Raw genomic sequence first — 25,328 nt, forward strand, 5'->3', positions numbered from 1 at the left:
TTGACCAAGTATTACAGTTTAAATGAAGAAATACAAAACTAGACCATCAATAATGACAAGACAAATGATGATTCTATTTTTCTTACAGATTGTAGTTATTATGATTCACAACGCTTTTGCATTTCTAACTTTGCATCAATTAGGGCAAAAAACAAATCGGAAAATGTCCGCTATTCAAAGCATAATTGTTATATTAGTAAGATTAATTTGCATGCAAATTATTTACTTCCTTATTATTAGAAATCACTATATAAAACGCATATGTACAAAGTTACATTCATAAAAAAGATAACTCTAAAAGGAAAGGGCATATGCAATCAGTAGAATGAGGATACCAGTATAAAATCCTATGTTAATTTTTATTAAGAGTAACAATCTATCTAGAATAGTATATAAAAACTATTAAATATTTTATTCATAAAAACAGAGGTGTAAAATGAACATTATTTCCGAACTATTCGTTAGTTTTGCAATTCCTATGATACAACTCACATTTTTGTTCCTTCTCATACTTATTTTTAGCTATTTTGTAGTATACAAAAAGGTATGTAAAGGTGAAAAAAAGTTTATCGTACAACAAATTATATTATTGATATTAATAATAGGATATTATTCTCTTGCATTATCAGCTACTTCATTTGGTCGTTCAGATGATATAGCTTATGCAAGAACAATTGACTTTGATGTACTTAGTGTTTATAAAAAAGCATGGAATACCTTTTCATTTTCTTCTTTTTTCCATATCATTGTGAATATTGGTATGCTTTTTCCATTAGGAGTTTTATTACCTTTATTTAGTAATGTTTTTCAAAAAATAAAATGGATGTTAACAAGCGCAATTATAGCAAGTTTATTAATTGAAATAATTGAATTTACAATGCAACGTGGAAGTATGGAACTGGTTGATTTACTTCATAATATTTTAGGAATGATGCTAGGGTATTCTGTGTTAAACATAGTTCTTATATTGTTGAAGAAAAAAGAAACACATGCACAGATGATGAAATATTTATTCCTTCCCATTACAGTAATTCTCATCGCATTCGGAATAATTATTTCGTACCATATGAAAGAATTTGGAAATATGCCTATTGATCCCAATACAAAAACTGATATGTCTCACATTACGATAAAAACATCAATAGAGTTAAAAGAAGAAGGGGAAAAAAAACCTGTTTACAAAGATTCCGTTACTAAAAAATCACCTGTTCGAGATGTCGAAATTCTTTCTCCAAAGGAAGCATTTCAAAAACTGAAACAAGGAGAATTCGAACCTATAGGATCTTTCAATACAGGCGATACATTATTCATTACAAAATATAATATAGATTACTACACTGATACAAAAGGTTTCTCTCAACCTATATATGTCTTTGAGGTATATGTAAATGACAATGACGAAGATCTATGGTCTCAACCTATTTCCGCAAGGAAATAATATGAGACTACTAGTACTGGCTGTAATCCATGATACATGGGAAAGGCGGAGTCTGTTTTGAAGGCTTCGCCTTTGTTTGTATAGTGCATGCAAGGGTACGGAAACGATTCAAAGAGAAGGGGACATCATCTATCAACCCTTATTTTTAATTTGTAATTTTGGAGGGGATTTATCCTATGAATATAGTAAAAGTAAAAGATCTTAGTAAAGAATACACAGGTAAAGTTTCGCAAACAGCACTTTTAAATGTGAATTTAACAATCATAGAAGAGAATTTGTTGGGATTATGGGCCTTTCTTGTAGTGGAAAAACAACGTTATTGAATATGATTTCTACTATTGATTTGCCAACATCAGGGAGTATATTAATTAATAGTAAAATCCGTATTAACTTTCTACCAATAATTTAGCTTTATTTCGCAGACACGGGTACGGCCAAGATACATGTAATTTTGAATATTATTCATACATTTTTTTTAAAAACGCACTCGTGATTACGGATTTCTTTACCACTTTTCAACTTATTATCATACATCCTAATCATACAGTTGGAACAAAGTGTTTTCAGTAGCTAATGGATGGATGATTAGGGTGTACCCATAATAGACGAAACTGCATTTATATGCCAATCTCATGCATACATTAACAGTAAAAAGAGAAGATGGTTCTTCCGCTCGTATTAGATGATCTGAATGTGAAAAGAATAAATAAACGAGCATATGAAATATTAGGAGGACAAGCACAGCGAACAGCGATTGTCTGTGCACTCATACATTCTCCTAAATTGATTCTTACCGATGAGCTAACAGGGAATTTGGATACTAAACTCTCTTAAGATGTAATGGAGATATTAATACAATTAAATATAGAAGAAAAGGCAACAATGATGGACAGTCTTTCTATGTTAGGAGGGAATAAAAATGACTTTCCGACAGCTAGCATTTAATAATATTATACGGAATAAACGAATATATCTTGGGTATTTTTTTAGTAGCATATTTGCGGTAATGATTTTCTTTACTTATGGTCTACTTTTCTTTCATCCAAATCTAAAAGGCGAACTGACTCATGTAAGTACTATAATGAGCACATTTGGGAAAATAGGATTTCAACTATCGTATTTCTTAATTTTTGTTTTCTCTTTCTTATTTATTTTTTATTCTGTTAGCGCATTTTTAAAAAATAGAACAAAAGAGTTTGGATTATTAATATTACATGGAATGTCTCATAAACAGTTTTATCGATTAATTTTTTTCGAAAACATGTTGATTGGAATCCCTTCTATACTAGTGGGTATTGGACTTGGGATGGTTTTTTCTAAATTATTTTTACTAGTTAGTGGGTCTTTATTGGCAGTAGAGCATAGGTTACCATTTTATTTTCCATTAAAGGCTATTGGAGTAACAGCTCTATCCTTTTTTATCTTATTTCTACTTATTTCTTTGTTTACATCAAAAATGTTGAAAATGAATGAGCTTGTAGAACTCATAAAATCAGAAGAAAAACCAAAACCTGAACCTGAAGTGTCTGCTTGGCTATCTTTGTTGGCTATAATCCTAATTGGAGCAGGCTACACTTCTGTCCACCACAGTATCGAAGCAATCGTAATTAATTATATGAGTAGGAATGAAGTATTACTGATCGTTGGATCAGGGGTAACACTTGTTATATTCGGAACTTATATTTTCTTTCATCAATTTTGTATATATGTGATATACAATTTAAAAAATAGAGAAACTACATTCTTTAAAAGAACCAATCTCCTTGTTATTTCAGAATTAGCGTTCCGAATGAAAGATAATGCGAGAACGTTCTTTATGGTTACAATTATATCTGCGGTATCTTTTACAGCAATTGGAGCTTGTACAGCTATCGGAAATCCTGAATTAGCAAAAAATGAGACCCCATTTGCATTTACCTATAGATCGGATTGGGGAAATCCACTAGAAAAATCTCATATTGAAGAGATAAAAACACGATTAGAAGAATCTGGATTTTCTTATAAACTTGCAACAGCAAAATTTAAAATAACACAGAATGACATTAGATTAATTAATCTTTCTACGTATAATGAATACGCTAAAACACTAGGATATGAAATAGAAAAATTAACAAATGAAAATGAAAGTATCGTTATACTACCAATGAAAAAACACAAAAGTGTAGAGGATCTAAAACCTTTTGTGTTAAGGCATGGTGAACTAGAAGTACCAGTTACTGTTCAAAAAACATTAACTATCCCAGAATTAAAAGAGATGCTTGCTAAAACTGTTATTATCTCTGATGCTGTTTACAATGAAGTCCTAAATAATAAAACTGTAGATGTTGGTATCTCGCAAGATTACACTATATACGGTTTTATTATAAAAAATTGGCCTGAAACAACTGCAGTTTCGAAAAATCTTATGAAATCTGTTGGTACGAAATTAGGCGATTCTTATACTTTTTCATCTTTGAGTTTGAAATGGCTTGAACTAAAACAACAAAATGGATTGCTTTCTATTACAAGTATATTGGTGGGAGTTGTATTCTTCGCATTTGCAATAAGTTTTTTATATTTCCGTCTATTTACTGATTTAAAACGTGATCAAGAGCAGTATCAAATGATTTCAAAATTAGGTTTAAGTCAAAAAGAGTTAAAGAAAATTATAACAACACAAATGATGATATTATTTTTCTTACCCATTGTAGTAGCTATGATTCACAGCAGTTTTGCATTTCTAACTTTGCATCAATTAGGACAAACCATAAGTAGGGAAATGTCCGTTATTCAAAGCTCAATTGTTGTATTAGTAAGTTTTTTTTGTATTCAATTTATTTACTTCCTTATTATTAGAAATTACTATATAAAACGCATATGTACAAAAATAAATTCATAAAAAAGATAACTAAAAAATTGAAGGTGCAGATGCACTAAATATGATTGAATCTGCACCTTTATTGGGGTACCGCAAAATCATAATAGGGATAGCAATGTGGTGCTATCCCTATTATGATGGTCTGTTTTTGGTTCATTATGTTTCCCATGTATGGTGAAAGCCTGTTACAATAGTAAAGAATAACTTGGGTACAAATTGATAATGAAATGGGGAAATATGCTGGATGAAAGCAACCGGAGTAACTAGAAAAGTGGATGAATTAGGGCGTATAGTAATTCCAAAGGAACTTAGAAATACGCTTGGGATTAAAGAAAAATCACCATTAGAGATTTTTGTAGAAGGGGAAGACATCATTTTACAGAAGTATCAGCCGGGTCATGTTTGTGCATTAACAGGAGAAGTATCAAATCGCAACATAGCATTAGCAAATGGTAAGATAACATTAAGTCCAGAAGGTGCTGAACTATTACTAAAAGAAATAGAACAGTATCTTGTAAAATAAGTGCTCCTTTCAAGGGGCTTTTTTTATAGTTAAAATAATAATTTCACGTACCGTAATATTTTAAAAAACAAAGACAATGCAATAATAGTCTATATTTAATCTTGTGTAGACTTAATCAGCTAAATGGAGAATATATTGTATATTTTGGATGGATTTCTTGCGAAATATGTACCTAGAGCAGTATTACGATTTAAATGTGATACGATAGTGATATATTCGTTTTGCTAGTAACAAGGGATGAGTGTCGATGAAAAACCACATAAAAGTAAATGGAAAAATCCTTCAAACAAATAAAAAATGGTCACATCTCAAGCAAAGACAAAGGCAACATATTTCTAATTGGTTACGTAGAGAATATACACAGTTTGTAAAAACACATTATAGAAAGCTTAGAAAGTATGAACATGATGAGATTCTTCATGGAGTGATGAATCAAATACAGGAACGTGAAATTTGGATTCCTAATGGTGAAATAAAAAGATGTTATCTAAGCAAAATAGGAAAATAGTTTAGAAAAATAGAAAGTGAATGGGAATCACAAATATTCAACAGTGAAAAGCAGCAGGTATTAGAAGAAAAGTAAATACAAACAAACCAGGGGGCGCATTTCATGTTTAATTTACAAAAAGATATGTATGAACAATTGAAAGAGAAAAAAGGGGCAGTTACAGTATTTTTAAAGAATGGCGTTCCAGTACGTGGGAAGATCCTTGCAACAGATAAATTTACCGTCCTAATGATGGTCCATGGTAAACAACAACTAATCTACAAACAAGCAATCTCTACACTTGCTATTTAATACATACTGGACTTATGTAAATATAATTCTTTTTATTGTTTATATTTTGTTATTTTCTGTTGCAGGGGTACGGAAACGATTCGAGGTATGATGGGCTACTACATTAATGCAGTAAAAACCGTAGAAATTAACCATTTCTACGGTTTTATGCTCACCTAAGAACAGCACACTACAGCATCATCAAATACATCAAAAAAATAAAACAGTCCTCAAGTATTTATTTTATCGTTTTCCGACAGAAGACTCCTTCTTCAAAAATATGAAGGTGTGAAACACCAATTTTAGGTGGGAGATGAATGTCGGTTGGCATAAGCCAACATATTTGCTATCATTTACTTGTACAGATTGCTCTTCGAAAACTGAAGATATGAGGTTGGTTGTAGAAAAACGTTGCAACCGTAAAATCTTCAACGTTCTATCGCCCCACGCTTCTCAAAATTGCGAAAACCAAGCTAAAGTAGATAGTGTGGTGAGTCAGCGTACAAGATACTTATGTTCTCACCGTAGGGACTACGGGTAGAGCCTGCTAAGATAACTGATGGATACATCGGTGTTCGCAGGAATCTCCCACTTCAAACAGTCCGTTAGGACGTTAAGTGGTGAGTAGTTCAATCAAATACCATAACCCAATATTTTTCTTCTGGTTTACCTTCTTCAACAACTTTCTTCCAACCATTATTCTCATAAAACTTTATCGCTTGTTGATTTTCAGATACACATTTCAATCTTATTGGTTTATTCATTTTTTCTATGGAGGCATTAACCAATTGACCACCAACACCCTTACCTGAGAAATCAGGGTGAACAAATAAATTATGTATAAAATTATCTGGCAAGTACAAAGAAGCAAATCCAAGGATATGGTTATCTTCCTCTGCTAAAATTATATACTCTCCTTCAGTATGCTTATCAAAGTCTTCTAAAATCATTTCTTCTATATCTGCCCAATGAAAACTTTTACGACGAGATTCTAGGTATATAAGTCTTAAATCAGGGTAGTCTAATTCACTTGCTACTCTAATATTCATATTTTCACTCTCACTTTCTTTTATATAAATAATAACATTTTTTTTTAAAATCTATATATCTTAGATTTGATACAGTATTTTGTTACAGCTAGTTCAACGGTTAGGATATTTCATATTTTTAAATACGAAACGTAACAAAAATGAACGTTTATGTTACATGGGGTCTCGCCACATGCCCATCAAGCTAAGGTTTTTAATTATCCCCATAACGAAAATTTCAACTTTTTATAATTATTCATGAGAATTTGGCTCAATTCTTTCGTTTTGGACAACAATCAATTTCTTAAGTGGATGGTGATGTGGCGGTACCCCATCGCTATCAAGCTAAGATTTTAAAGTACCCCCTAAATGGAAATTTTGTGTTTTTATAGCACTGAAGTTTGTTTTTATCATTTTTGGGGTAACTTGTTTTCTTAAGTTGATGGGCATGTGGCGAGGTCCCTACTAGTCATAATTAACGTATAACCCGATACCACAATATATTCTGTTATTTCGAATAGTGCATATAAATCTTAAATATCGATTTTTATCAGCTATTGTTATATATTAATTATCTAATCAATATATATAATGAGGTGGATTTAATTGTCGTTTTTTAAAAACAGCAAAATTGGCAAAATATTAAACGTATTAATAATTATATCAAGTGTTGCTTGCGTATTATTATCTATACTAGGATTTTGGGGCCTTAAAAAAGGTGAGTATGCTTCTTCTACTATGTATGAAGATAGTTTATTACCAATTCAGTGGATAGGAACTATAGAGTCTAATTTTTATCATATTAATATGAATGTAAATGAAATTATGGTATCAAAAGATGAAAAAAGAATAAAAGAGCTTATGACAGAAAGTGATACATTGCGTACAGATACTGATCATTTATTAAAGCAGTTTGAAACTAGAGTTAGTGCTAATAATGAAAAAGAATTGTATAAAACATTTCTTGAAAGTTTTAATGAATTAAGAACTCAAATGAAGAAAGTAGAAGCTTTAGGACAAACTAACAATGAAGAAGCATATGCTTATTATCTGAAAGAGGTTGAACCTAATATTAAAAAAACAACTCAAGCGATTCGTGAACTTATCTTATATAATAATCATAATGCAGAGCAACTACAAAAAAATAATACCGACAGTGCAACAAGCACAATAATGATGTTTGTTAGTATCTCCATTGTAGCAATTGCAATCGTTATTTTTATTGGCTATTTCATTAAAAGTGCAATTAGACAACCAATTGTATTATTACAAAGAGATATGGAACAAGTATCTAAAGGTGATCTAACAATACGCACTTCTTATAAATCAAATAATGAATTGGGAAGCATTGTAAAGTCTTTTAATAGTATGTTGGATAACTTGCAACAATTAATTGGTGAAGTGAAAATCACAACTCAAGAGGTTATTTCTTCTACCAATGGGATGTTGCAAGATACTAAACGAGCATCTCATGTATCAAGAGAGGTTGTCCAAACTATCTCTGAGGTCGATAAAAAAATAGAAGGACAAGTTACTAGTATTCAAGAAAGTTCATTATCAATGGAAGAAATAGCGACCGGAGTTCAAACAGTAGCTGAGTCTTCGGCAACGGTTACAGAATTGGCTGTTACAACAACTGAACAAGTCAATTCTGGTAGTAAAGTGATCAAGCAATCTATACTTCAAATGAATAGTGTTCATGAAGTTGTTGAAGAAACATCCACAGTAATTGATAGACTTGTTACACGTACACAGCAAATTGATAGCGCTCTGGACGCTATCACTAACATTGCTGAACAAACTAATCTTCTCGCCTTAAACGCTGCGATTGAAGCAGCGCGTGCCGGAGAAAATGGAAAAGGATTTGCAGTAGTTGCAGCCGAAGTAAGGGATTTAGCAGAGAAATCAAAAGAATCGGCAAATGAAATTAATCATTTAATACAATTGATTCAAACAGATACAAAAGATACGGTGGATGTCATGCAAAAAGGCCAACAAAAGGCTACAGAAGGAAAAGAAGCTGCTTATCAAGCAGATCAAGCATTCTCATCTATTATGGTGGCTGTTAATAAAATCACTAGCCAAATTCAAGAGGTATCTGCAGCGACAGAAGAAATGTCTGCCGGTACAGAAGAAGTTAATGCTTCTATATCAAGTGTTTCTGAAACTGCAACACAAATAGCTAAAGAAACCACTCAAACTGTACAGTCAATCCAATCACAAGCAGCATCAATTGAGGAAGTATCGAGTCAATCTAACAAAATAAAAGAAAAAGTAGAAGCATTATCAGAATTAGTTTCAAAATTTATTATTGAAACTAAAAAAGCTGGAAAATAAAATAGGTTGAATATTATAAAAAACTACAGGTTCTTAATCAATTACAGACCTGTAGTTTTTATTATGATTTACCTATTTTTAACCTTTGTCCTTCTTTTTTGTAAAACGAAGTGAAAGTAGAAATAGTTCAAATCTCTTCGGATATTAATTATACTCCCTGGTGGCGGTCACTTTAAAATATTTCGTATTTCTTCTATGTAATTTATCTAGTTAGCTTGATAGTGATGTGGCGGTACCCCATAACCATCAAGCTAAGGTTTTGAGGTCATTTATTTTTCTTAAGCTGATGGATATGGAGTATCCGCCCTAAGTTAAATGAATTTTGACTTAAAAACAAGTGGTTTTAACAACGTTAGGAGTATTTCATGCAGCACAATGTCATTTGTGTTGTATTGCAAGAAGAAAAATTACATTAGAAAAGAGCCAGAATTTATCCAGTTAAGGATAAATGGACTCTTAATATTTAAAAGGATGGAAAAAGAAACACAGAAGTAAAAAATCTCTGTGTTTCTTTTTTGATTAATATATTTACTGAACTTTCCGGCACAGATGCTTCTTCTATCCTATTGTAAAAGCGATTTTGAAAGTAAGTAATTTGTAAGAAATGAGTAAGAAAAAAGAAATTTTCATTTTGTATGATAAAAATATAAAGAGGCATGAAAGGGGAAACAGGTATGACCTATTTATGAAAAACAAACCAGTAACAAGAGTGTTTCAAGGAAAAGAAGTAATTTCTGGGGTTAACATACATGTGGAAGAAAAGGGATTTACTGTTTGTTAAGACAGAATAGCCTTTGTAAAAATAATAATTATGAATATGATTACGAATTTAATTCTGACTTTTTTGTCATTGTTGGAGATGATAGCTGTGTGATTAATACGAAACAGCAAGCAACTAACTTTACAATTTAAATAAAGGAGAGGATGCTTTATGAAAACATGCAGTAAAATTACATGTGCAAGTCTATCACTTTTAATAGCTGGAAGTTCCCTGTTATACATAACACCAACATCAATTGTAAAAGCAGAACCCACGCAAAATGTATCTAGTTCGTTACAAACAAGTAATCAAAGCGATCGTACTTCCGTTAAGAAAGCAATGCGGGATTCACTCCAACTTGGATACCCTGGAATACTCGCTCAAATTTCTAAGGGTGGTAAAAATTGGAGCTATGCCGCCGGGATAGCGGATCTGAGAACCAAGAAGCCGATGAAAACAGATTTTCGCTTTCGCATTGGCAGTACGACGAAGACATTCATTGCAACAGTTCTACTTCAATTGGCTGGAGAGAACCGCTTGAATCTAGATGACTCCATCGAAAAATGGTTGCCTGGCGTTATTCAAGGAAACGGATATGATGCTAACCAGATTACGATTCGGCAGATATTGAATCATACAAGTGGGATTGCTGAATACTTAAAGTCAAAAGACTATGATATTATGGATACAAAAAAATTGTATACGCCTGAAGAATTAGTAAAGATGGGAATTTCTCTTCCACCAGACTTTGCTCCAGGTAAGGGCTGGTCTTATTCAAACACAGGATACGTAATACTGGGTATCCTTATTGAAAAAGTAACTGGAAACAGCTATGCGGAAGAGGTTGAAAATCGGATTGTTGAACCGCTCGAATTGTCGAATACATTCCTACCTGGTAATTCAACTGTTATTCCAGGTACCAATCATGCCCGTGGATATGAAAGATATGACGGAGAAAGTGAGCTAAAAGACGTTACTTATTCATACCCAGGTAGCTCGGATGGAGATATGATTTCTACTGCTGACGATTTAAACAAATTCTTCTCTTACTTACTCAGTGGCAAATTACTGAAGGAACAGCAACTAAAACAAATGCTTACTACAGTTCCTACAGGAACAGAAGTAATGGATGGATATGGTCTTGGAATCTATGAAACTAAACTTCCAAACGGTGTCTCGATATGGGGACACGCAGGTGCCTCTCCAGGGTTTTCTACTTTTGCTGGAGGTACACTTGGAGGCAAGCACACATTGGCTATCAATTTGAATGGCCATAAAACTAGCCGTTCTAATCCTTTTAAAAACATTTTACTTTCCGAATTTAACAAGTAGTCAAAAAGGAAAGTCAAGTGAATTTTTTTATAGTTAAAAATATACGTTATAAAATATTTATAGACTAAAAAGAGGCTTTTTATGTTACATGATGATCCAAAAAGTATACATTTGCAACCGGCATCCAACTTTGGATAATTGGCTCTTGATTTCCTGTCCCATCACTTCTATTTCATAATTCTCTAACTAGAATTTAGAAGTCTTTAAAAACTTGAAATCTGCACTAAAAGCTCAATACAATTCGTGAATAATTTTTAAATCTCAGATAATCAAATTTTAGCAGTCAGGATACTGACTGCTAAAATTTGATTATAGAACTATTTTTCTGTGGCAAAATAAAGCAAGGCTATGGTCGGAAAAGCGATTCCTATCCATAATGTTAGATTCCATCCTCCTAAGGCATATGCCCATCCTCCAATAAAGGATCCAACAGCACCTCCTAAAAAGAAAATAGCCATAAATAGCCCGTTTAATCGACTACGAATTTCTGGACTCAACGAGAAAATTAAACGTTGGCTAAGCACAAGGTTTGCAGATACTCCCATATCCAACAGAATTGCAGCAATTACTAAAACAGCTATTCCTATGGGCGAACTACTTTGAATAATAAGTGGAAGTAATAAAGAAATAATAACAACAGTGAGAGCTATCCCAGTGGCGGGTCGTGTCCAGCCAAGATCAGCCAGACGACCACCTATTGGAGCGGCTATTGCACCTGTAATTCCGACAAGTGCATATAATGCTATGACAGTCTGGGAAAAATGAAAAGCAGGACTAGACAATAATAGTGGAACAGTGGTCCAGAATAAGCTGAAAGCCCCAAATACACAAGCATGATAAATGGCACGACGGCGTAAAATTGGAGTAGTTCGTAGTAGTTTCCACATTGAACTAAGTAAAGCGGTATAATTTGTTTTTGCCGTTGGTTTCCTAGTAGGGAGTACCTTCGATAATACAAACGCCAAGACAATGATTACAGTAGCAGATAAAGCAAATATTGCATTCCATCCCCAGATATCAGCTACTAGACTAGATATCGGACGCGCAAGCATAATACCTAATAACAGGCCACTCATAACATTACCAACTACATGACCTCGTGCATCTTCCGATGAAAGGTATGATACAAAAGGTACCAGCACTTGCGCTGCGACCGAACCCAGTCCGATAAAGAATGAAGCTACTAATAACATGATTGCGCTCTTTACAAAAACTGTGGCAGTTAGAGCAACTGCACTTAGTAATAACAATATAATTATCAATTTTTTATTCTCAACAATATCCCCCAATGGTACAAGAAATAGTAAGCCAGCAACATATCCAATCTGGGTTAGCGTTACAATTAATCCGGCACTACTATTAGAAAGACCAATTACATTACTAATTAACCCAATTAAAGGCTGCGCATAATAAAGATTAGCCACGATGATACCACATGCGGTTGCTAGAAGAATGATTAAACCCGATGAAATTTCCTTATCACTTGCTTTATTTTTAACATTAGACATAACAATTTCCCCCCATAATTTTATTTCAGAATTACCTTGGTGTATTTTGGAACTTAGATAAAGCCATGGCCATTACAAGATTCCTTAATAATTAATAAACTAAACGTTCAGTTTATTAATTAACTAAAATATATACTAAACGTTCAGTTTTGTAAATGGGCTATTTTATTATTTGTTCATATTAAGTATACTAAACGTATAGTTTATGTTTTTGAAAGGAATGATTAATGTGCAAGGTAAAAGAGGTAGACCACGTAATGTCGAAACCCAAAAAGCTATCCTTTCTGCATCTTATGAGTTATTACTGGAAAGTGGCTTTAAAGCAGTCACAGTCGATAAAATTGCAGACCGTGCTAAAGTTAGTAAAGCTACGATTTATAAATGGTGGCCTAATAAGGCTGCTGTAGTAATGGATGGTTTTCTTTTTGCTGCCGCAGCTAGATTGCCTATACCTGATACAGGTTCAGCATTGAATGATATTTTAATTCATGCTACAAGTTTAACCAAATTTTTGATAAGTCGGGAAGGGACTATTATTACTGAGTTAGTTGGGGAAGGACAATTTGATTCAAAGCTGGCAGAGGAATATCGTACTCGATATTTCCAGCCACGTCGCCTGCAAGCAAAGCAACTCCTGGAGAAGGGAATTAAAAGAGGCGAATTAAAAGAAAATCTCGATGTTGACTTAAGTATCGATCTCATTTACGGACCAATTTTTTATCGGTTGCTAGTAACCGGTGAAAAGTTGGATGATTCCTATGTGCATGACTTGGTAATAAATGCATTCGAAGGAATACGCTTTAATTGATTAATATTAAAATAAAGATTTAGAAATTCTACTGTCTCTTATGCGGAGGCAATTTATATTAACTTGGTAAATAAAGTATTTAATTTTTAAAAACTGATGTATATGGATTGGTCTCCCAATACATCAGTTTAAGAATTAAGGGGATGTTAAAAATAATCAACATAATTACTCTAGATATAACGTCATGGAAATAATTTTCGTTATGGAGTAATTCTGAATGGCCTTGCTTAGAAAAAGAGCGACTTTCTGAGAAGCCTTTTGGACATCATAGTACCCACTTTTCCCTAAACGCAAGTAATTGTAATATTGCAGGAGCACTTGTGCACCGGGACGAGAGAAATTCAGGGCAAAGGTCGGCATATTCCCGCCCAAATAGGAAACGCGAAAGATTAGATCCTCAGGGAGATCTTCAGCTTCCCGCCAAATTATCCAACCCAATCCAGGATAGACTAATCCATATTTATGTCCGGATACATTGATGGACTTCACCCTTGGTAATTGAAAATCCCAGACTAAATCTGGTTGGAGAAATGGTGCTATAAATCCTCCCGAAGCTGCATCCACATGCATGGGAATGTCAAGACCAGTCTTCGCCTGTAAATCATCCAACGCTTTCGCAATTGCGGCAACCGGTTCGTAAAGACCGGTATAAGTTTCACCGAGAATTGGTACTACACCAATCGTATTTTCATCCACGGCTGCGAGGACCCCCTGAGGATCCAATTGAGGATGTTCAGGGCTAATCTTCACATAGCGTGGTTCAACCTCCCAATAATTCGCGAATTTTTCCCAAACGACCTGAACAGCAGAACTAAACACAATATTGGGACGATCCACCGACTTCCCTTCGCTTTTACGTGCATTTTGCCAGCATCGCTTTAAAGCAAGCCCACCGAGCATACATGCTTCTGACGATCCAGTTGTTGAAACGCCCATAGTCGTAAGGGGGCTTGGCGAATGCCAGAGGTTGGCTAAGATACGGACACACTGCTCCTCAATTTCAGCTGTCTGTGGATATTCGTCCTTATCAATCATGTTCTTGTCGAATGATTTTGCATATAATTGCTCTGCGGCAGGCTCCATCCATGTACTAACAAATGTTGCAAGATTCAGGCGGGCGTTGCCATCAAGAGCAATTTCATCATGGACGATTTGATACGCTGTTTCTGGTAACATGCCTTCATCAGACATATGAAAGCGTGGAACGACGGATTCTCCTTCGCGGGCAAACAGAGGATTTACAGAAAATTCGTGAGGTAGCTCTTTTTGCATGTGAAGTGGTAGAGATTGTGAATTATCTGGCATAATAACTTTTCTTTCGTATGTATCGTTTTGAACTTCTGCTTTTCGATCCTGTGGCATAAAAGCCCCCCTTAATTAAGTTTTTAACAAACATATTATTTACAAAAAATCATTTGTTAAGCCAAGGGGACAATTCTATTAAACGACTTAACACACTACCTACTTTAGCTTGGTTTTGGCAACCTCATATCTTCAGTTTTCGAATAGCAATCTGTACAAGTAAATGATAGTAAACATGTTGGCCTATACCAATTGACATACATAAACCGTTACTTCACTACCTATTACTTTTAAAAACAAAAAGAAGAAGACCATCCGTCAGTCCCGTAAGCGTGTTCATCATCAAGAGCCTGAATCAATTCTTTTACCTCGCATTTGGATCAGGATGATTGAACTATTTCATCCAATAATAGTACGTACTACGTGGAATATGTGCAAGGTGAAGGAACTCCTTGACAGAAAATTCATTCCTTAACTCATAGATTACTTGCGTTTGTCTAGTTTGGTAATTTTTCTTTGTTTTAAACTAAGGCATTGAACTTTTTTAATAGGTATTTTCTATAGGTAAACGGACATTTTCCGCTTGCAAGGTTTCGATTGAACCTTCTAATACTGGTTTTATTTGTTTATCATTCATATTTGGATGCCACTTTTTCTTTGATTGTAGGTAGGGTATCCAATCCTCTTGAATTGTCTAATCCATTCACGAAGTACGCCAGGAGTATTTCCTGTAGATATAGCAATTGATTTTCTACTTTGTGAACCATCTACATATCGTTTCACTACTTAGATTTTTTCTTTTGAAGAAAATTTAGTCATAAAAAATGCACCTCCAATTGTTAGAACATGTCTAACAATTGGAGGTGTATTTCAATTAAGGGCTGCTGTTTTTTGTACATTAATATGAATTTACTAAAATATTTTTGTGAAAATGGACATATCATACTGTTTAATTTAAAAAACAGTATATGAAGTGAAATTGAACTACCCCCACTTTCACTTCGTTTAGAAGTGAGGGATTCCTAAGTAAAGAGTTCTATCGAACTCTAGTTGATTAGGCTAACCCCGCAGTCCTTGCGGTTAGAAGCCTTATCGCTTCATTCTTTAGATTGATACTTGCGTTAATATCCCTATCGTGGTGTGTACGACAAGAAGGACAGTCCCATTCACGTAGGTTTAGATTTTTAACGTCTTTATTTTGATATCCACAACACGAACATAATTGGCTGGAAGCAAATGTTTTCGATACGACAATGACTTGTTTGCCATACCATTTTGCTTTGTATTCTAACATAGATCGAAATTGCGACCAAGATACCTCACTAATTGCTTTTGCTAACTTATGATTCTTTAACATATTCGATACTTGCAAATCCTCTATACCGATCACATCGTGGTTTTTGATGATGTCAGTTGAGATTTTATCCAAGTAATCTTTTCTAGCATTTGATATGTATTCATGAATTCTAGCTACCTTGACTCGTTGTTTATTCCAGCGAGAAGATCCTTTCATTCTTCTAGAAAGAACACGCTGTGCTTTCGCCAACTTATCTTCCAATGATCGGAAAAACTTCGGATTTTTATAGGGTTTTCCATCTGACAAAATAGCGAAATTTTTTAGTCCTACATCTATTCCAATGTAAGAATGTGTTTTCGGAAGTTCTTGTACTTCTGTTTCAACTAATAGTGACACAAAATATCTGCCAGAAGGGTTTCGTCTAACAGTCGCATTTACAATACGTCCCTCTACTTCGCGACTTTTGGCAAATCGAACAAGGCCTAGTTTCGGCAACTTTATTTTGTTCCCTACAACGGCAATATTTTCATTTGTTTGTTTTGTGGTATAAGATTGTACGTTATTCTTTTTGGATTTGAAACGTGGGGCACTATTTTGTTTTTTGAAAAATCGTGTATATGCATCCGCAAGGTTGCGAACAGACGACTGAATCGCAATACTATCCACTTCTTTGAGCCAAACAAACTCTTTCTTCATGGCAGGAAGTTTGGCAGAGCATGTACCATATGTTAAACCTTTTCCAGTCTCTTTGTATGCGTGATCCCATAGGGATAGGAAATGATTGAATACAAAGCGAGAACAACCTATTGTTTTGTTAATTAGAATTGTTTGTGCTTGATTTGGATAGATACGAAACTTATAGGCTTTATTCATTATCATTTGATTCACCTCCATTTCGGTATATGACTATTATATACCAAACGTATATTCGGTGGATAGTGAAGTAACACTTTATGTATGTCGAACAATTAAGATGGCTTTCTGCCATCCCTTGTTCGAAGCCAATTCATCTCCCACCTACTCACTTCGCGTTCCTTGAGGAAGGAGTCTTCTTGGCTAAAATGATAAAATTTTTCATGTTAATACAATCCTCATTATAGTTCCTTCATAACTGGTTTGTACCCCAATACTCCATCTTATTACATGAAATCCCTTTAAATCTTATAAAAACTCCTATTTATATAAAATATTACATTTACCGACTTAAAAATTTTTTTAATACCATAAATCCATAAAATTTACCATAAATTATCTAGTTAAATTCTTAATATTTTATGAAGTAAGTAACATTTGTCTAAATTTAGCACTTGGGAGAAAGGAGATATTTCAATTTTTCTTTGTTACTTACAGAACATTTCTATACAGAACGTATTCCAATGAAAAGGAGGGCAAAGGAGGAAAAGTGATGAAAAAAAATATATCAATATTTTTAACAATTCTCTTATTTTTACAGTTATTTTCACCAGGATTAATCGCTTTGGCTGCATCACCTGTCAAAAACATAGAACATAAATTACAAACAAAAGATACAGCTAGTATATGTTTGAGAGAACATGAAGGACAAATAAATTTCCAGTGGCCACTTAATAAAAAGAAAGTAGATTTTGTTATTGTGCAAGATGCTAGTGGTAGTTTTAAAGATTCCATTGGAAGTGTAAAAAGCGCATTGAAAAAAATTGTGGATCAACTGGATCCACAAAATGACCGTGTTATGGTGACAAGTTATCAAGATTATAAGGGGTTTAAAGGGATATACGGTCAGTTATTAAACAATAGTGGGCCAGGAATTAAAACAATTTTACAATCTGGATTAACCCATAATTTAGGGACTGCAAAGCAAGGCATTGATAGAATTACCCCTAATAGCGGTACCCCAACTGCCAGTGGTTTACAATTTGCTTTGGAGCAATATGAAAAACAAAAAGGAGCAGATGATCCAAATCGTGAAACAATCTTCTTACTTGTCACAGATGGGGTTGCAAATGTTCAAACAGATGGATATATTCATAAGCTGTCAAATCAAGTAAGTGATTGGTCAGGACGAGCTTGGTCTTCTGAGTATGCGCAAGATTACAAGGGAGCTTTAGGAGAGGTTAAGGAAAAAGGCCTAAGTATAAAAAACAAAGGATATAAATTAGTCACTGCTTTTTGGGAAAATAAAGAAACTTTAGCAGCAGCAGATCAGTATTATGATAAATATGACCGTGAGGTTGGTCCCTACTCAAGAAATATACTTGAAAGTATGGCAACGAAACCAGAATGGTTTGTGTTATCAAATAATATTGAAGAGTTCTCTAAAAAGTTAATTGAAACAGTAACTCAAGTTACAAAAAAAGAAAAAGATAAAATGATTTTAGATATTTATAAAAATCTGCAAGTAGATGATGTAAAAGTATCTGGTCCAAATGGTATGACTACAAAACCTGTGATCAATAATAATCAAGTTACTTGGGACTTAGAGGGACAGCCAGAAGGGAATTACACAATTACTTATAAGGTGAAAGAAACAACGCCTCAGTTAAATGAGTTTAATGTTGCTGGCGGTTATTTTATCTCATATGATGAGAAGTTTGAAATTCCTGTTGTAAAGGCTCAAGGTAATCCCAATGCATCTAACTGTTCAACAGATATAACGAAAAAAGTTTCAGATTCTGATGAAAAATTAGTGGAGGCAGCATCGTTAAAGGCATTGGATGAAAAATTTACATATGATGTGAATTTCAATTTTGGATACGATGTCGCCAAAAATCACGAAATTGTTTTACAGGATGATTTAGAAGATATTTTAGATATTCTGGATACAAAATTAGTAAATAAAAATGGCGATGAAGTTGCAGTAAAACCTGTGATAGATAAAGAAAAATCTAGTATTGTTTACAAAATCCCACAAAAAGATGGATCCTATGATTATTTGGCAGGACAACAATATAAATTAACTATTACAGCAAAGATTAAATCAGGAACAAACATCGAAGTATTAAAACAGTTTATTTCAAAAGGTGGTATTCCAAACACAGCGCAGATGGTGTTAGATGACAAACCGTTAGAATCTAACAAAGTTACAGTAACTCCACCAATTGAAGAACCAAAAGTTCAAAAAACAGTTTCAGATAGTGATGAAACTAATGTGGAGAAAGCTACTCTATTAGATAGAAAAGAAAAATTTACTTGGAATGTAAAATATGAATTTGGGAATAGCCCAAGTAGTTATGACTCCATTATATTACAAGATGATTTAGAAGATATTTTAGATATTGTTGATGTAAAAGTTGTTAATAAAAAGGGGGAAACAATAAAAGTTGAACCGAAGATTGATCAAACTTCTAAAAAGGTGATAATAGAACTTCCCAAAAAGGATGGAAGTTACTCCTATTTAACAGATGAAACCTATACAATGCATATTACTTCAAAAATTGCAGAAAGTGCGTCAGATGGAGAAATCGCAAAATACATTGCTAAGGATGGAATTCCAAATAAAGCAGAACTTTTGTTAGATCACAAACCGAAGGTTTCAAATGAAGTATATGTAAAACCACCAACAGAAAAACCAAAGGTAAACAAAACGGTTTCTGATCAAGATGAAAAAGAAGTAGAAAAAGCAGTTTTACAAGGAAAAAATGAAGAGTTTACCTGGAATGTAGATTACAAGTTTGGAAATGATACAGCGAAACTAGAAAAGGTTGTATTACAAGATGATTTAGAAGACATTCTCGATATTTTAGAAGTGAAACTGGTCAATGCACAAGGAAAGACAATCGAAGTTACACCTAAAATTGATGAGAAAACTAAACGTGTAATGATTGAACTTCCAAAGAAAGATGATAGTTATGCGTATTTAGCGGGAGAAACCTATACAATGTACATCAAATCAAAAATTACGGATGCGGCATCAAATGAAGAAATTGCAAAGTATATCGCCAATGGTGGGATACCAAACAAGGCAGAGTTATTCCTTGATAATAATCCCACGGCCTCTAATGAAGCTAAAGTCGTACCACCAACAGAAAAACCAAAGGTAAACAAAACGGTTTCCGATCAAGATGAAAAAGAAGTAGAAAAGGCAGTTTTACAAGGAAAAGATGAAGAGTTTACTTGGAATGTAGACTACAAGTTTGGAAATGATACAGCGAACCTAAAGAAAGTTGTATTACAAGATGATTTAGAAGACATTCTTGATATTTTAGAAGTGAAACTGGTCGATGCACAAGGAAAGGCGATTGAAGTTACACCTAAAATTGATGAAAAAACTAAGCAGATAGTGATTGAGCTTCCAAAGAAAGATGACAGTTATGCGTATTTAGCGGGACAAACATATACAATGTATATCAAATCGAAAATTACAGATACAGCATCTATTGAAGAAATTACAAAGTATGTAGCAAAAGGTGGAATTCCAAACAAAGCAAAGTTATTGTTTGATAATACTCCAACAACTTCTAATGAAGCAAAAGTTGTACCACCAATTGGGAAGATTGAGCTTGAAAAAGTTGATGCGAAAAATTCAGATGTAAAATTGGAAAATGCAGTGTTTCAAATTTTAGATAAAGATGGTAAAGAAGTTGGGATTTTAACAACTGACAAAAATGGAAAAGCAGTTTCTGGACCATTATTATTTGGAACCTACAAAATTAAAGAGATAAAAGCGCCGAATGGATATATGTTACTAAGAGATCCAATTGAAGTAGAAATAACATCCAAAACTCCAATCCAAAAGATACAAGTAGCAAATGAAAAAAGTGATTGGAATATACCTGAGACTGGCGGAATTGGGACAACAATCTTTTATGTAATTGGCGTAACACTAATGATAATTGCAACTATTGTATTTTTCCGTAAAAGAAAGAGTTATTAATAAATTTACAAAGGAGAAAAAGCTATGAAAAAACTATTAAGTATATTATTAGCATTTGTATTAATGTTTTCTACATTACCAAATTTTTTAGTACATGCAGCATCAAAAGATAAGGGTTCTTTAACAATTCATAAGTATGAACAAGAAAAAGCCCCAGATGTAGGTTTAAATAGTAATGGTTCGACAGATCAGGAAGTACCTGCGGATGCAAAGCCATTAGCGGGCGTAACATTTGAGATTAAACAAATTGCTGCCTTTGAGAAAATTACAAGTGACGGAAAGATTGTAAAAGAAAATGTAAAACCTGTAAATAATGCAAAACCAATTCAGTTAACAACAAACGAAAAGGGTGAAGCAGTATTCAAAGATTTACCGTTAGGTCGTTATGAAGTAAAGGAAATTGCAGGGCCACCACATGTCAACTTAAATCCAAATACGTATACAGTGGATATTCCAATGACAAGTGCAAATGGTGATGTATTAAACTATGATGTTCATATTTATCCAAAAAATGAAATTAAGCGCGGTGCTGTAGAATTAACAAAAACAGGTGCAAAGGATAAAACACTAGCAGGGGCGGAATTCTCATTATTTAAAGAAGATGGTACAGAAATTCAAAAAAATCTAGTAACGGGTGCGGATGGTAAAATTCGTGTACAAGGATTAGCATATGGTAAGTACTACTTTCAAGAAACAAAAGCACCAACTGGATATGTTTTAGATCCAACAAAATATGAATTTTTCATTAAAGAATCAGGTACGATTAGCCCTGATGGAGCAATTAAATCTGGGGTTGTTGTAGAGGTTAAAGTGAAGAACTATGAAGAACCAGAAATTGATAAAAAAATCAATGGCGATTTAGAAACGTTACCGATTAATCCAAAAAAAGATTACACATATGATATTAAAACATTAATTCCAGAGGATATTAAAGAGTATAAAAAATATGTTGTAACAGACACATTAGATAACCGATTGGTGATTCAAGGTAAACCAGTTGTGAAAATTGATGGTGTAGAAGTAGATGCAAGTATAGTAGAAGTAATTGTAGATGGGCAAAAAGTAACAGCTACAGTAAAAGATTTCTCAAAATTAGATGGTAAAAAACAATTACATTTACAAATTACATCACAAATTAAAGAAGGGGTCCCAGCTGGAACAGAAATCCCAAATACAGCAAAAATTGATTTTACAAATAACCATGATGTAACGAAAGAAAAAGAAACAAAACCAGTTATTGTAGTTCCAACAATAGGTAACATTGCTTTAACAAAAGTTGATGGTGAAGATCATACAAAGACATTACAAGGCGCGGAATTTGAATTACGTGACAAAAGCGGTAAAGTAGTTGTAGTAGAAGGTAAAGAAGTGAAAGGTGTATCAGATGCAAATGGTGTGATTCACTGGAATAACATTCCTTATGGAGAGTATCAAGTTGTTGAGACAAAAGCACCTATTTATACAAAAGAAGATGGTACAACAGGGTCTTACCAATTATTAAAGGATCCGATTGATGTCAAAATTGATGCAGATCATCAAACAATCAAATTAACTGTAGAGAATAATAAGAGTGGTTGGAATTTACCATCTACAGGTGGTATGGGAACAATTCTCTTTACTGTGGTAGGTCTTGTATTAATGGCTGCAGCAGTGTTTATCTTTATGAGAAGAAAGACTGTAAATCAATAAGTCTTTAACAAATTATAATGTCTGATGTAAAAAGGGGAGAAGCAAATGCTTTCCTCTTTTTCATATTTTAATAGATGAAGGAGTTACTATGAAGCGAAATATTATCTTTGGATGTATTTTTGTATTAGGACTAGGAATTTTCTTATATCCAACAATAAGCAACTGGTTCGCAACTCAAACACATTACTCACAGGTTAGTTCTTATGATGCCAAAGTAAAAGCTCTTCAAAAGGGGGAGCTGGAACGCAGAGAAAAGGAGGCAAAGGAGTATAATAAGAACGTACAAAATTCTGCTCAAACCTTTGCAGATCCATTTGCAGAAAAAGAAAAGACTGGCGGGAAATCCTATGCGGATGCACTTAACATAGGAGATGTGATGGGATATGTGGAAATTCCTAAAATTAAGGTAAAACTACCTATCTATCAAGGAACTTCTGAGGAAGTATTAAGTCGTGGGGTAGGGCATTTAGATAAATCCTCATTACCTGTAGGGGGAAAAGGAACACATACAGTATTAACAGGACATCGAGGCCTACCTTCGGCAGTATTATTTACAGATTTAGATAAAATGAAGGAGTTTGATATATTTTATATTCATTCTTTAGATAAGATTCTCGCGTATCAAGTAGATCAAATTAAAGTGGTATTACCAAGTGAAACAGAGGATTTACTGGTTGTAAACAATCAGGATTATGCTACATTGCTGACTTGTACACCGTATGGGGTAAACACGCATCGATTATTAGTAAGAGGGCATCGTGTCCCATATGAAGTAACAGGAAAAGGGAAACCAAGTGAAAATCATTCAGAATCTCCTATTGTAGAAAATTGGGAGATTATTACGGCAATCGGTATCCTGCTTATTGGTCTCATCTTAATCTTAATGAAAAGAAAGAAGGAGAAAACAATAAAAGAAGCTCCATAACAGTAACATAAGGTTAGGCAAAAAAAAATGAAAACAGCTAGTTGAAGAGGATTTTTAACTTTAATATGGAGTGATAGGAGAGAGTAAACGGATTTTAATAAATTTATTAATGTAAAATTAACCCTCTCAGTTTCCTGGGAGGGAAATTGTAATATAAACGTATTATATCCATTTTCACAGGAAACTCCCCCTTCAAACAGAACACAAGGCTGTGAAGTGAGGGAAGCTCATCAAAGTACAGTATGTTTTTCACGGTATTGTTTCGGTGTCGTACTTGTAAATCTTTTGAAAACTTTTATAAAATAACTTTGATCATGGAAATTTAACATATGACAAATTGTAGAGACAGGATATTGGGTCAGGGTTAATATTCTTTTTGCCTCTTCTATCCGCTCTCTTTGGATATACTGTTTTAATGGAATTCCAACTTCTTTTTTAAAGATATCTGATAGGTAACTCGGATTTGTTTGTATATAATTTGCAAGAGCATTAACAGTGATATCATTATAAATATTTTTAGCAATATAATCTAAACACATATTTATCTTCTTAGAATACTGTTTTTCATTATATTCTTTCACAGAATCTGCAAATGTACATAAAGCCTCCTCAATTAGTCGGTTTACAGCATATACGTTATCTATTTGTTCAATCTTTTGTATATAAAGATCACTAAGTGAAAAGGCAATTTCAGAAGGGAGATTCCCCTTTATTGCATATCGAGTAGCCAGCGTAATAGCAATAATTCCATTATTTTTCTGGTTTCTAAGTTGACTTGTTTTGGATGATATACCCGCATTTTCTTGTGGAAAGGAGTAGGCGTATTTTATAAGCTTTTCTTTATTTCCTTCTGTAATAGCTGAGAAAAACTGTTCTTCTAATGCTATATTGTAGTCATTAGAATGATTTTGCCTTTTTGTTGAAATATATATGTCAGGGTCTAAAAGTGGATAAGATGATTCATTTAGTATTTTATTTTTTTCCCAAAAGGTATGCATATCTAATTTTTCATTAAAAATTATGTAATGAAGCAAAAGACCTATATGAATGAAAAGAAGTTTATTATATACAGGTACAGAATCAAAGTAAGTAGTGATATCTCTTATTGTAATATTGGAATTAAATATGTGAACAAGCTGCATAACCATATCTTGAGATATTTTTTTTTCTATAGAAGGGCCTATAATTAAAGTTCCTTTTATAAATTCTTGATTATTTATACGAAAGAAAATAAAATTTTCTAGACAACGATTGGTCTTGAGAATAGGAAAATTATCTAGTGTATTTTTCTCATAGGATATATCTAGATAATCCTCTTTGCAAGAGTAAAGCGGGTTGCATTCTTTATAATCATTATATTCAAATAAAATATGATTATTTGTATTTAAAAAATGAATTGGTATCGAAAATGATTGATGTATAAGATGGCAGACGTATTTTAAATCAATGGATGTGACCATAACAATCCCCCTGTAATAATTTTTATTATAAGTAAATAATTACCTCTAATATCCGTATTGTCAAGTGAATATACATATAAATTTATGAGAATTTATTTTCAGGAAGTACAAAGGAGTTTGGAGGATAATTTTTTCTATAGTTGAACTACAAGGGAAAATAAACGCATTTAAATAAAATTCGAAACTATTATTTAAATGAATGAAAGTAGACTAGATAAAAGGTTCTCATATTGTTAAAGTGCAATATTATGCAAATCTAGATTTTTAAAAATTTTATTTGTATACTTTTAACTGTCTGTTATTTGTTTTAATTCATTATTTATATCATTTTGAGTGCTCCAATAATGGAGCACTTTTTTATTTAAATATCAGCTAATTTATTTGTCTCTTTTTAGTAAATTAGCAGAAAGTAGAGAAGCATCATTTATAACAAA

The 25,328-nt window shown here is 33.3% G+C and carries 14 protein-coding genes and 6 pseudogenes; 14 read left to right on the forward strand and 6 right to left on the reverse strand.

The features are described 5' to 3' along the window. Nucleotides 1-49 precede the first annotated feature (49 nt). The 8 genes and pseudogenes from DN407_RS32355 to hfq form a co-directional block, all read left to right on the forward strand. A pseudogene (locus DN407_RS32355) lies at nt 50-283 on the forward strand (ABC transporter permease); the annotation flags it as partial. Between the two features lie 153 nt (nt 284-436). Next, nucleotides 437-1,438, forward strand: coding sequence for a VanZ family protein (locus DN407_RS28030; RefSeq protein ID WP_149216874.1), 1,002 nt, complete (start codon nt 437-439; stop codon nt 1,436-1,438). Nucleotides 1,439-1,614: 176 nt separating this feature from the next. Beyond that, a pseudogene (locus DN407_RS28035) lies at nt 1,615-1,906 on the forward strand (ATP-binding cassette domain-containing protein); the annotation flags it as partial. 158 nt (nt 1,907-2,064) lie between these two features. Next, nucleotides 2,065-2,383 (forward strand): annotated as a pseudogene (locus DN407_RS32365) (bacitracin ABC transporter ATP-binding protein); the annotation flags it as partial. Then, nucleotides 2,358-4,316, forward strand: a complete 1,959-nt coding sequence (locus DN407_RS28045) for an FtsX-like permease family protein (protein WP_149216876.1) — start codon at nt 2,358-2,360, stop codon at nt 4,314-4,316. The pseudogene DN407_RS32365 and the gene DN407_RS28045, both read left to right, overlap by 26 nt. Nucleotides 4,317-4,539: 223 nt before the next feature. Further along, a complete protein-coding gene (locus DN407_RS28050) occupies nt 4,540-4,818 on the forward strand; it encodes an AbrB/MazE/SpoVT family DNA-binding domain-containing protein (protein WP_016513366.1) in 279 nt (92 codons plus the stop codon). Nucleotides 4,819-5,065: 247 nt separating this feature from the next. Continuing rightward, nucleotides 5,066-5,401: pseudogene (locus DN407_RS28055) on the forward strand (transposase). A gap of 27 nt (nt 5,402-5,428) precedes the next feature. Next, nucleotides 5,429-5,617 carry an RNA chaperone Hfq gene (hfq, locus tag DN407_RS28060; RefSeq protein ID WP_086388366.1) on the forward strand — a complete coding sequence of 63 codons (189 nt, stop codon included), beginning with the start codon at nt 5,429-5,431 and terminating at the stop codon, nt 5,615-5,617. 608 nt (nt 5,618-6,225) lie between these two features. On the opposite strand, the gene DN407_RS28070 is transcribed toward hfq, so the two are convergent. Continuing rightward, entirely contained in the window at nt 6,226-6,645 is a 420-nt protein-coding gene (locus DN407_RS28070; RefSeq protein ID WP_149216877.1) for a GNAT family N-acetyltransferase, read from the reverse strand. 585 nt (nt 6,646-7,230) lie between these two features. On the opposite strand from DN407_RS28070, the gene DN407_RS28075 reads away from it, so the two are divergent. Then, nucleotides 7,231-8,961, forward strand: a complete 1,731-nt coding sequence (locus DN407_RS28075; RefSeq protein ID WP_149216878.1) for a methyl-accepting chemotaxis protein — start codon at nt 7,231-7,233, stop codon at nt 8,959-8,961. A 931-nt stretch (nt 8,962-9,892) separates the two neighbouring features. Further along, nucleotides 9,893-11,053 (forward strand): serine hydrolase domain-containing protein, encoded by a 1,161-nt coding sequence (locus DN407_RS28085; protein WP_149216880.1) that lies wholly within the window; start codon nt 9,893-9,895, stop codon nt 11,051-11,053. Between the two features lie 317 nt (nt 11,054-11,370). Here the strand turns inward: DN407_RS28085 and DN407_RS28095 are convergent, their stop codons facing one another. Continuing rightward, on the reverse strand, nt 11,371-12,561 hold the full coding sequence (locus tag DN407_RS28095; RefSeq protein WP_086388126.1) for an MFS transporter: 1,191 nt from the start codon (nt 12,559-12,561) through the stop codon (nt 11,371-11,373). A 220-nt stretch (nt 12,562-12,781) separates the two neighbouring features. Between DN407_RS28095 and DN407_RS28100 the strand changes: the two genes are divergently transcribed. Then, nucleotides 12,782-13,369, forward strand: a complete 588-nt coding sequence (locus tag DN407_RS28100; RefSeq protein WP_149216881.1) for a TetR/AcrR family transcriptional regulator — start codon at nt 12,782-12,784, stop codon at nt 13,367-13,369. Nucleotides 13,370-13,555: 186 nt separating this feature from the next. Here the strand turns inward: DN407_RS28100 and gad are convergent. The 3 genes and pseudogenes from gad to tnpB form a co-directional block, all read right to left on the reverse strand. Next, nucleotides 13,556-14,731, reverse strand: a pseudogene (gene gad / locus DN407_RS28105) (glutamate decarboxylase); the annotation flags it as partial. Nucleotides 14,732-15,003: 272 nt separating this feature from the next. Next, nucleotides 15,004-15,454: pseudogene (locus DN407_RS28110) on the reverse strand (transposase family protein); the annotation flags it as partial. A gap of 271 nt (nt 15,455-15,725) precedes the next feature. Next, a complete protein-coding gene (tnpB, locus tag DN407_RS28115) occupies nt 15,726-16,847 on the reverse strand; it encodes an IS200/IS605 family element RNA-guided endonuclease TnpB (RefSeq protein ID WP_149216882.1) in 1,122 nt (373 codons plus the stop codon). Nucleotides 16,848-17,373: 526 nt separating this feature from the next. On the opposite strand from tnpB, the gene DN407_RS28120 reads away from it, so the two are divergent. From DN407_RS28120 to DN407_RS28130, 3 genes are all read left to right on the forward strand, one after another. Next, the gene (locus DN407_RS28120) at nt 17,374-20,820 is read left to right on the forward strand and encodes an isopeptide-forming domain-containing fimbrial protein (protein ID WP_254915679.1); all 3,447 of its coding nucleotides are present in this window, start codon (nt 17,374-17,376) and stop codon (nt 20,818-20,820) included. 24 nt (nt 20,821-20,844) lie between these two features. Continuing rightward, on the forward strand, nt 20,845-22,509 hold the full coding sequence (locus tag DN407_RS28125; protein WP_149216883.1) for a SpaH/EbpB family LPXTG-anchored major pilin: 1,665 nt from the start codon (nt 20,845-20,847) through the stop codon (nt 22,507-22,509). A gap of 88 nt (nt 22,510-22,597) precedes the next feature. Then, nucleotides 22,598-23,434: a class C sortase gene (locus tag DN407_RS28130; RefSeq protein WP_149216884.1), complete on the forward strand. Its 837-nt coding sequence runs from the start codon at nt 22,598-22,600 to the stop codon at nt 23,432-23,434. A 230-nt stretch (nt 23,435-23,664) separates the two neighbouring features. On the opposite strand, the gene DN407_RS28135 is transcribed toward DN407_RS28130, so the two are convergent. Further along, on the reverse strand, nt 23,665-24,894 hold the full coding sequence (locus DN407_RS28135) for a helix-turn-helix domain-containing protein (RefSeq protein WP_149216885.1): 1,230 nt from the start codon (nt 24,892-24,894) through the stop codon (nt 23,665-23,667). Nucleotides 24,895-25,328: the final 434 nt, after the last annotated feature.

Origin of the sequence: Bacillus sp. JAS24-2 (assembly GCF_008274905.1) — a bacterium.
GTDB classification, from domain to species: Bacteria; Bacillota; Bacilli; order Bacillales; family Bacillaceae_G; genus Bacillus_A; species Bacillus_A cereus.

Excerpts from the sequence above, each read along its gene's own strand:
- DN407_RS28120 (WP_254915679.1), top strand. The coding sequence starts at position 17,374 with ATGAAAAAAAATATATCAATATTTTTAACAATTCTCTTATTTTTACAG.
- DN407_RS28070 (WP_149216877.1), bottom strand. The coding sequence starts at position 6,645 with ATGAATATTAGAGTAGCAAGTGAATTAGACTACCCTGATTTAAGACTT.
- DN407_RS28135 (WP_149216885.1), bottom strand. The coding sequence starts at position 24,894 with ATGGTCACATCCATTGATTTAAAATACGTCTGCCATCTTATACATCAA.
- hfq (WP_086388366.1), top strand. The coding sequence starts at position 5,429 with ATGTTTAATTTACAAAAAGATATGTATGAACAATTGAAAGAGAAAAAA.
- tnpB (WP_149216882.1), bottom strand. The coding sequence starts at position 16,847 with ATGATAATGAATAAAGCCTATAAGTTTCGTATCTATCCAAATCAAGCA.
- DN407_RS28050 (WP_016513366.1), top strand. The coding sequence starts at position 4,540 with ATGAAAGCAACCGGAGTAACTAGAAAAGTGGATGAATTAGGGCGTATA.
- DN407_RS28125 (WP_149216883.1), top strand. The coding sequence starts at position 20,845 with ATGAAAAAACTATTAAGTATATTATTAGCATTTGTATTAATGTTTTCT.
- DN407_RS28045 (WP_149216876.1), top strand. The coding sequence starts at position 2,358 with ATGACTTTCCGACAGCTAGCATTTAATAATATTATACGGAATAAACGA.
- DN407_RS28085 (WP_149216880.1), top strand. The coding sequence starts at position 9,893 with ATGAAAACATGCAGTAAAATTACATGTGCAAGTCTATCACTTTTAATA.
- DN407_RS28100 (WP_149216881.1), top strand. The coding sequence starts at position 12,782 with ATGATTAATGTGCAAGGTAAAAGAGGTAGACCACGTAATGTCGAAACC.
- DN407_RS28030 (WP_149216874.1), top strand. The coding sequence starts at position 437 with ATGAACATTATTTCCGAACTATTCGTTAGTTTTGCAATTCCTATGATA.
- DN407_RS28095 (WP_086388126.1), bottom strand. The coding sequence starts at position 12,561 with ATGTCTAATGTTAAAAATAAAGCAAGTGATAAGGAAATTTCATCGGGT.
- DN407_RS28130 (WP_149216884.1), top strand. The coding sequence starts at position 22,598 with ATGAAGCGAAATATTATCTTTGGATGTATTTTTGTATTAGGACTAGGA.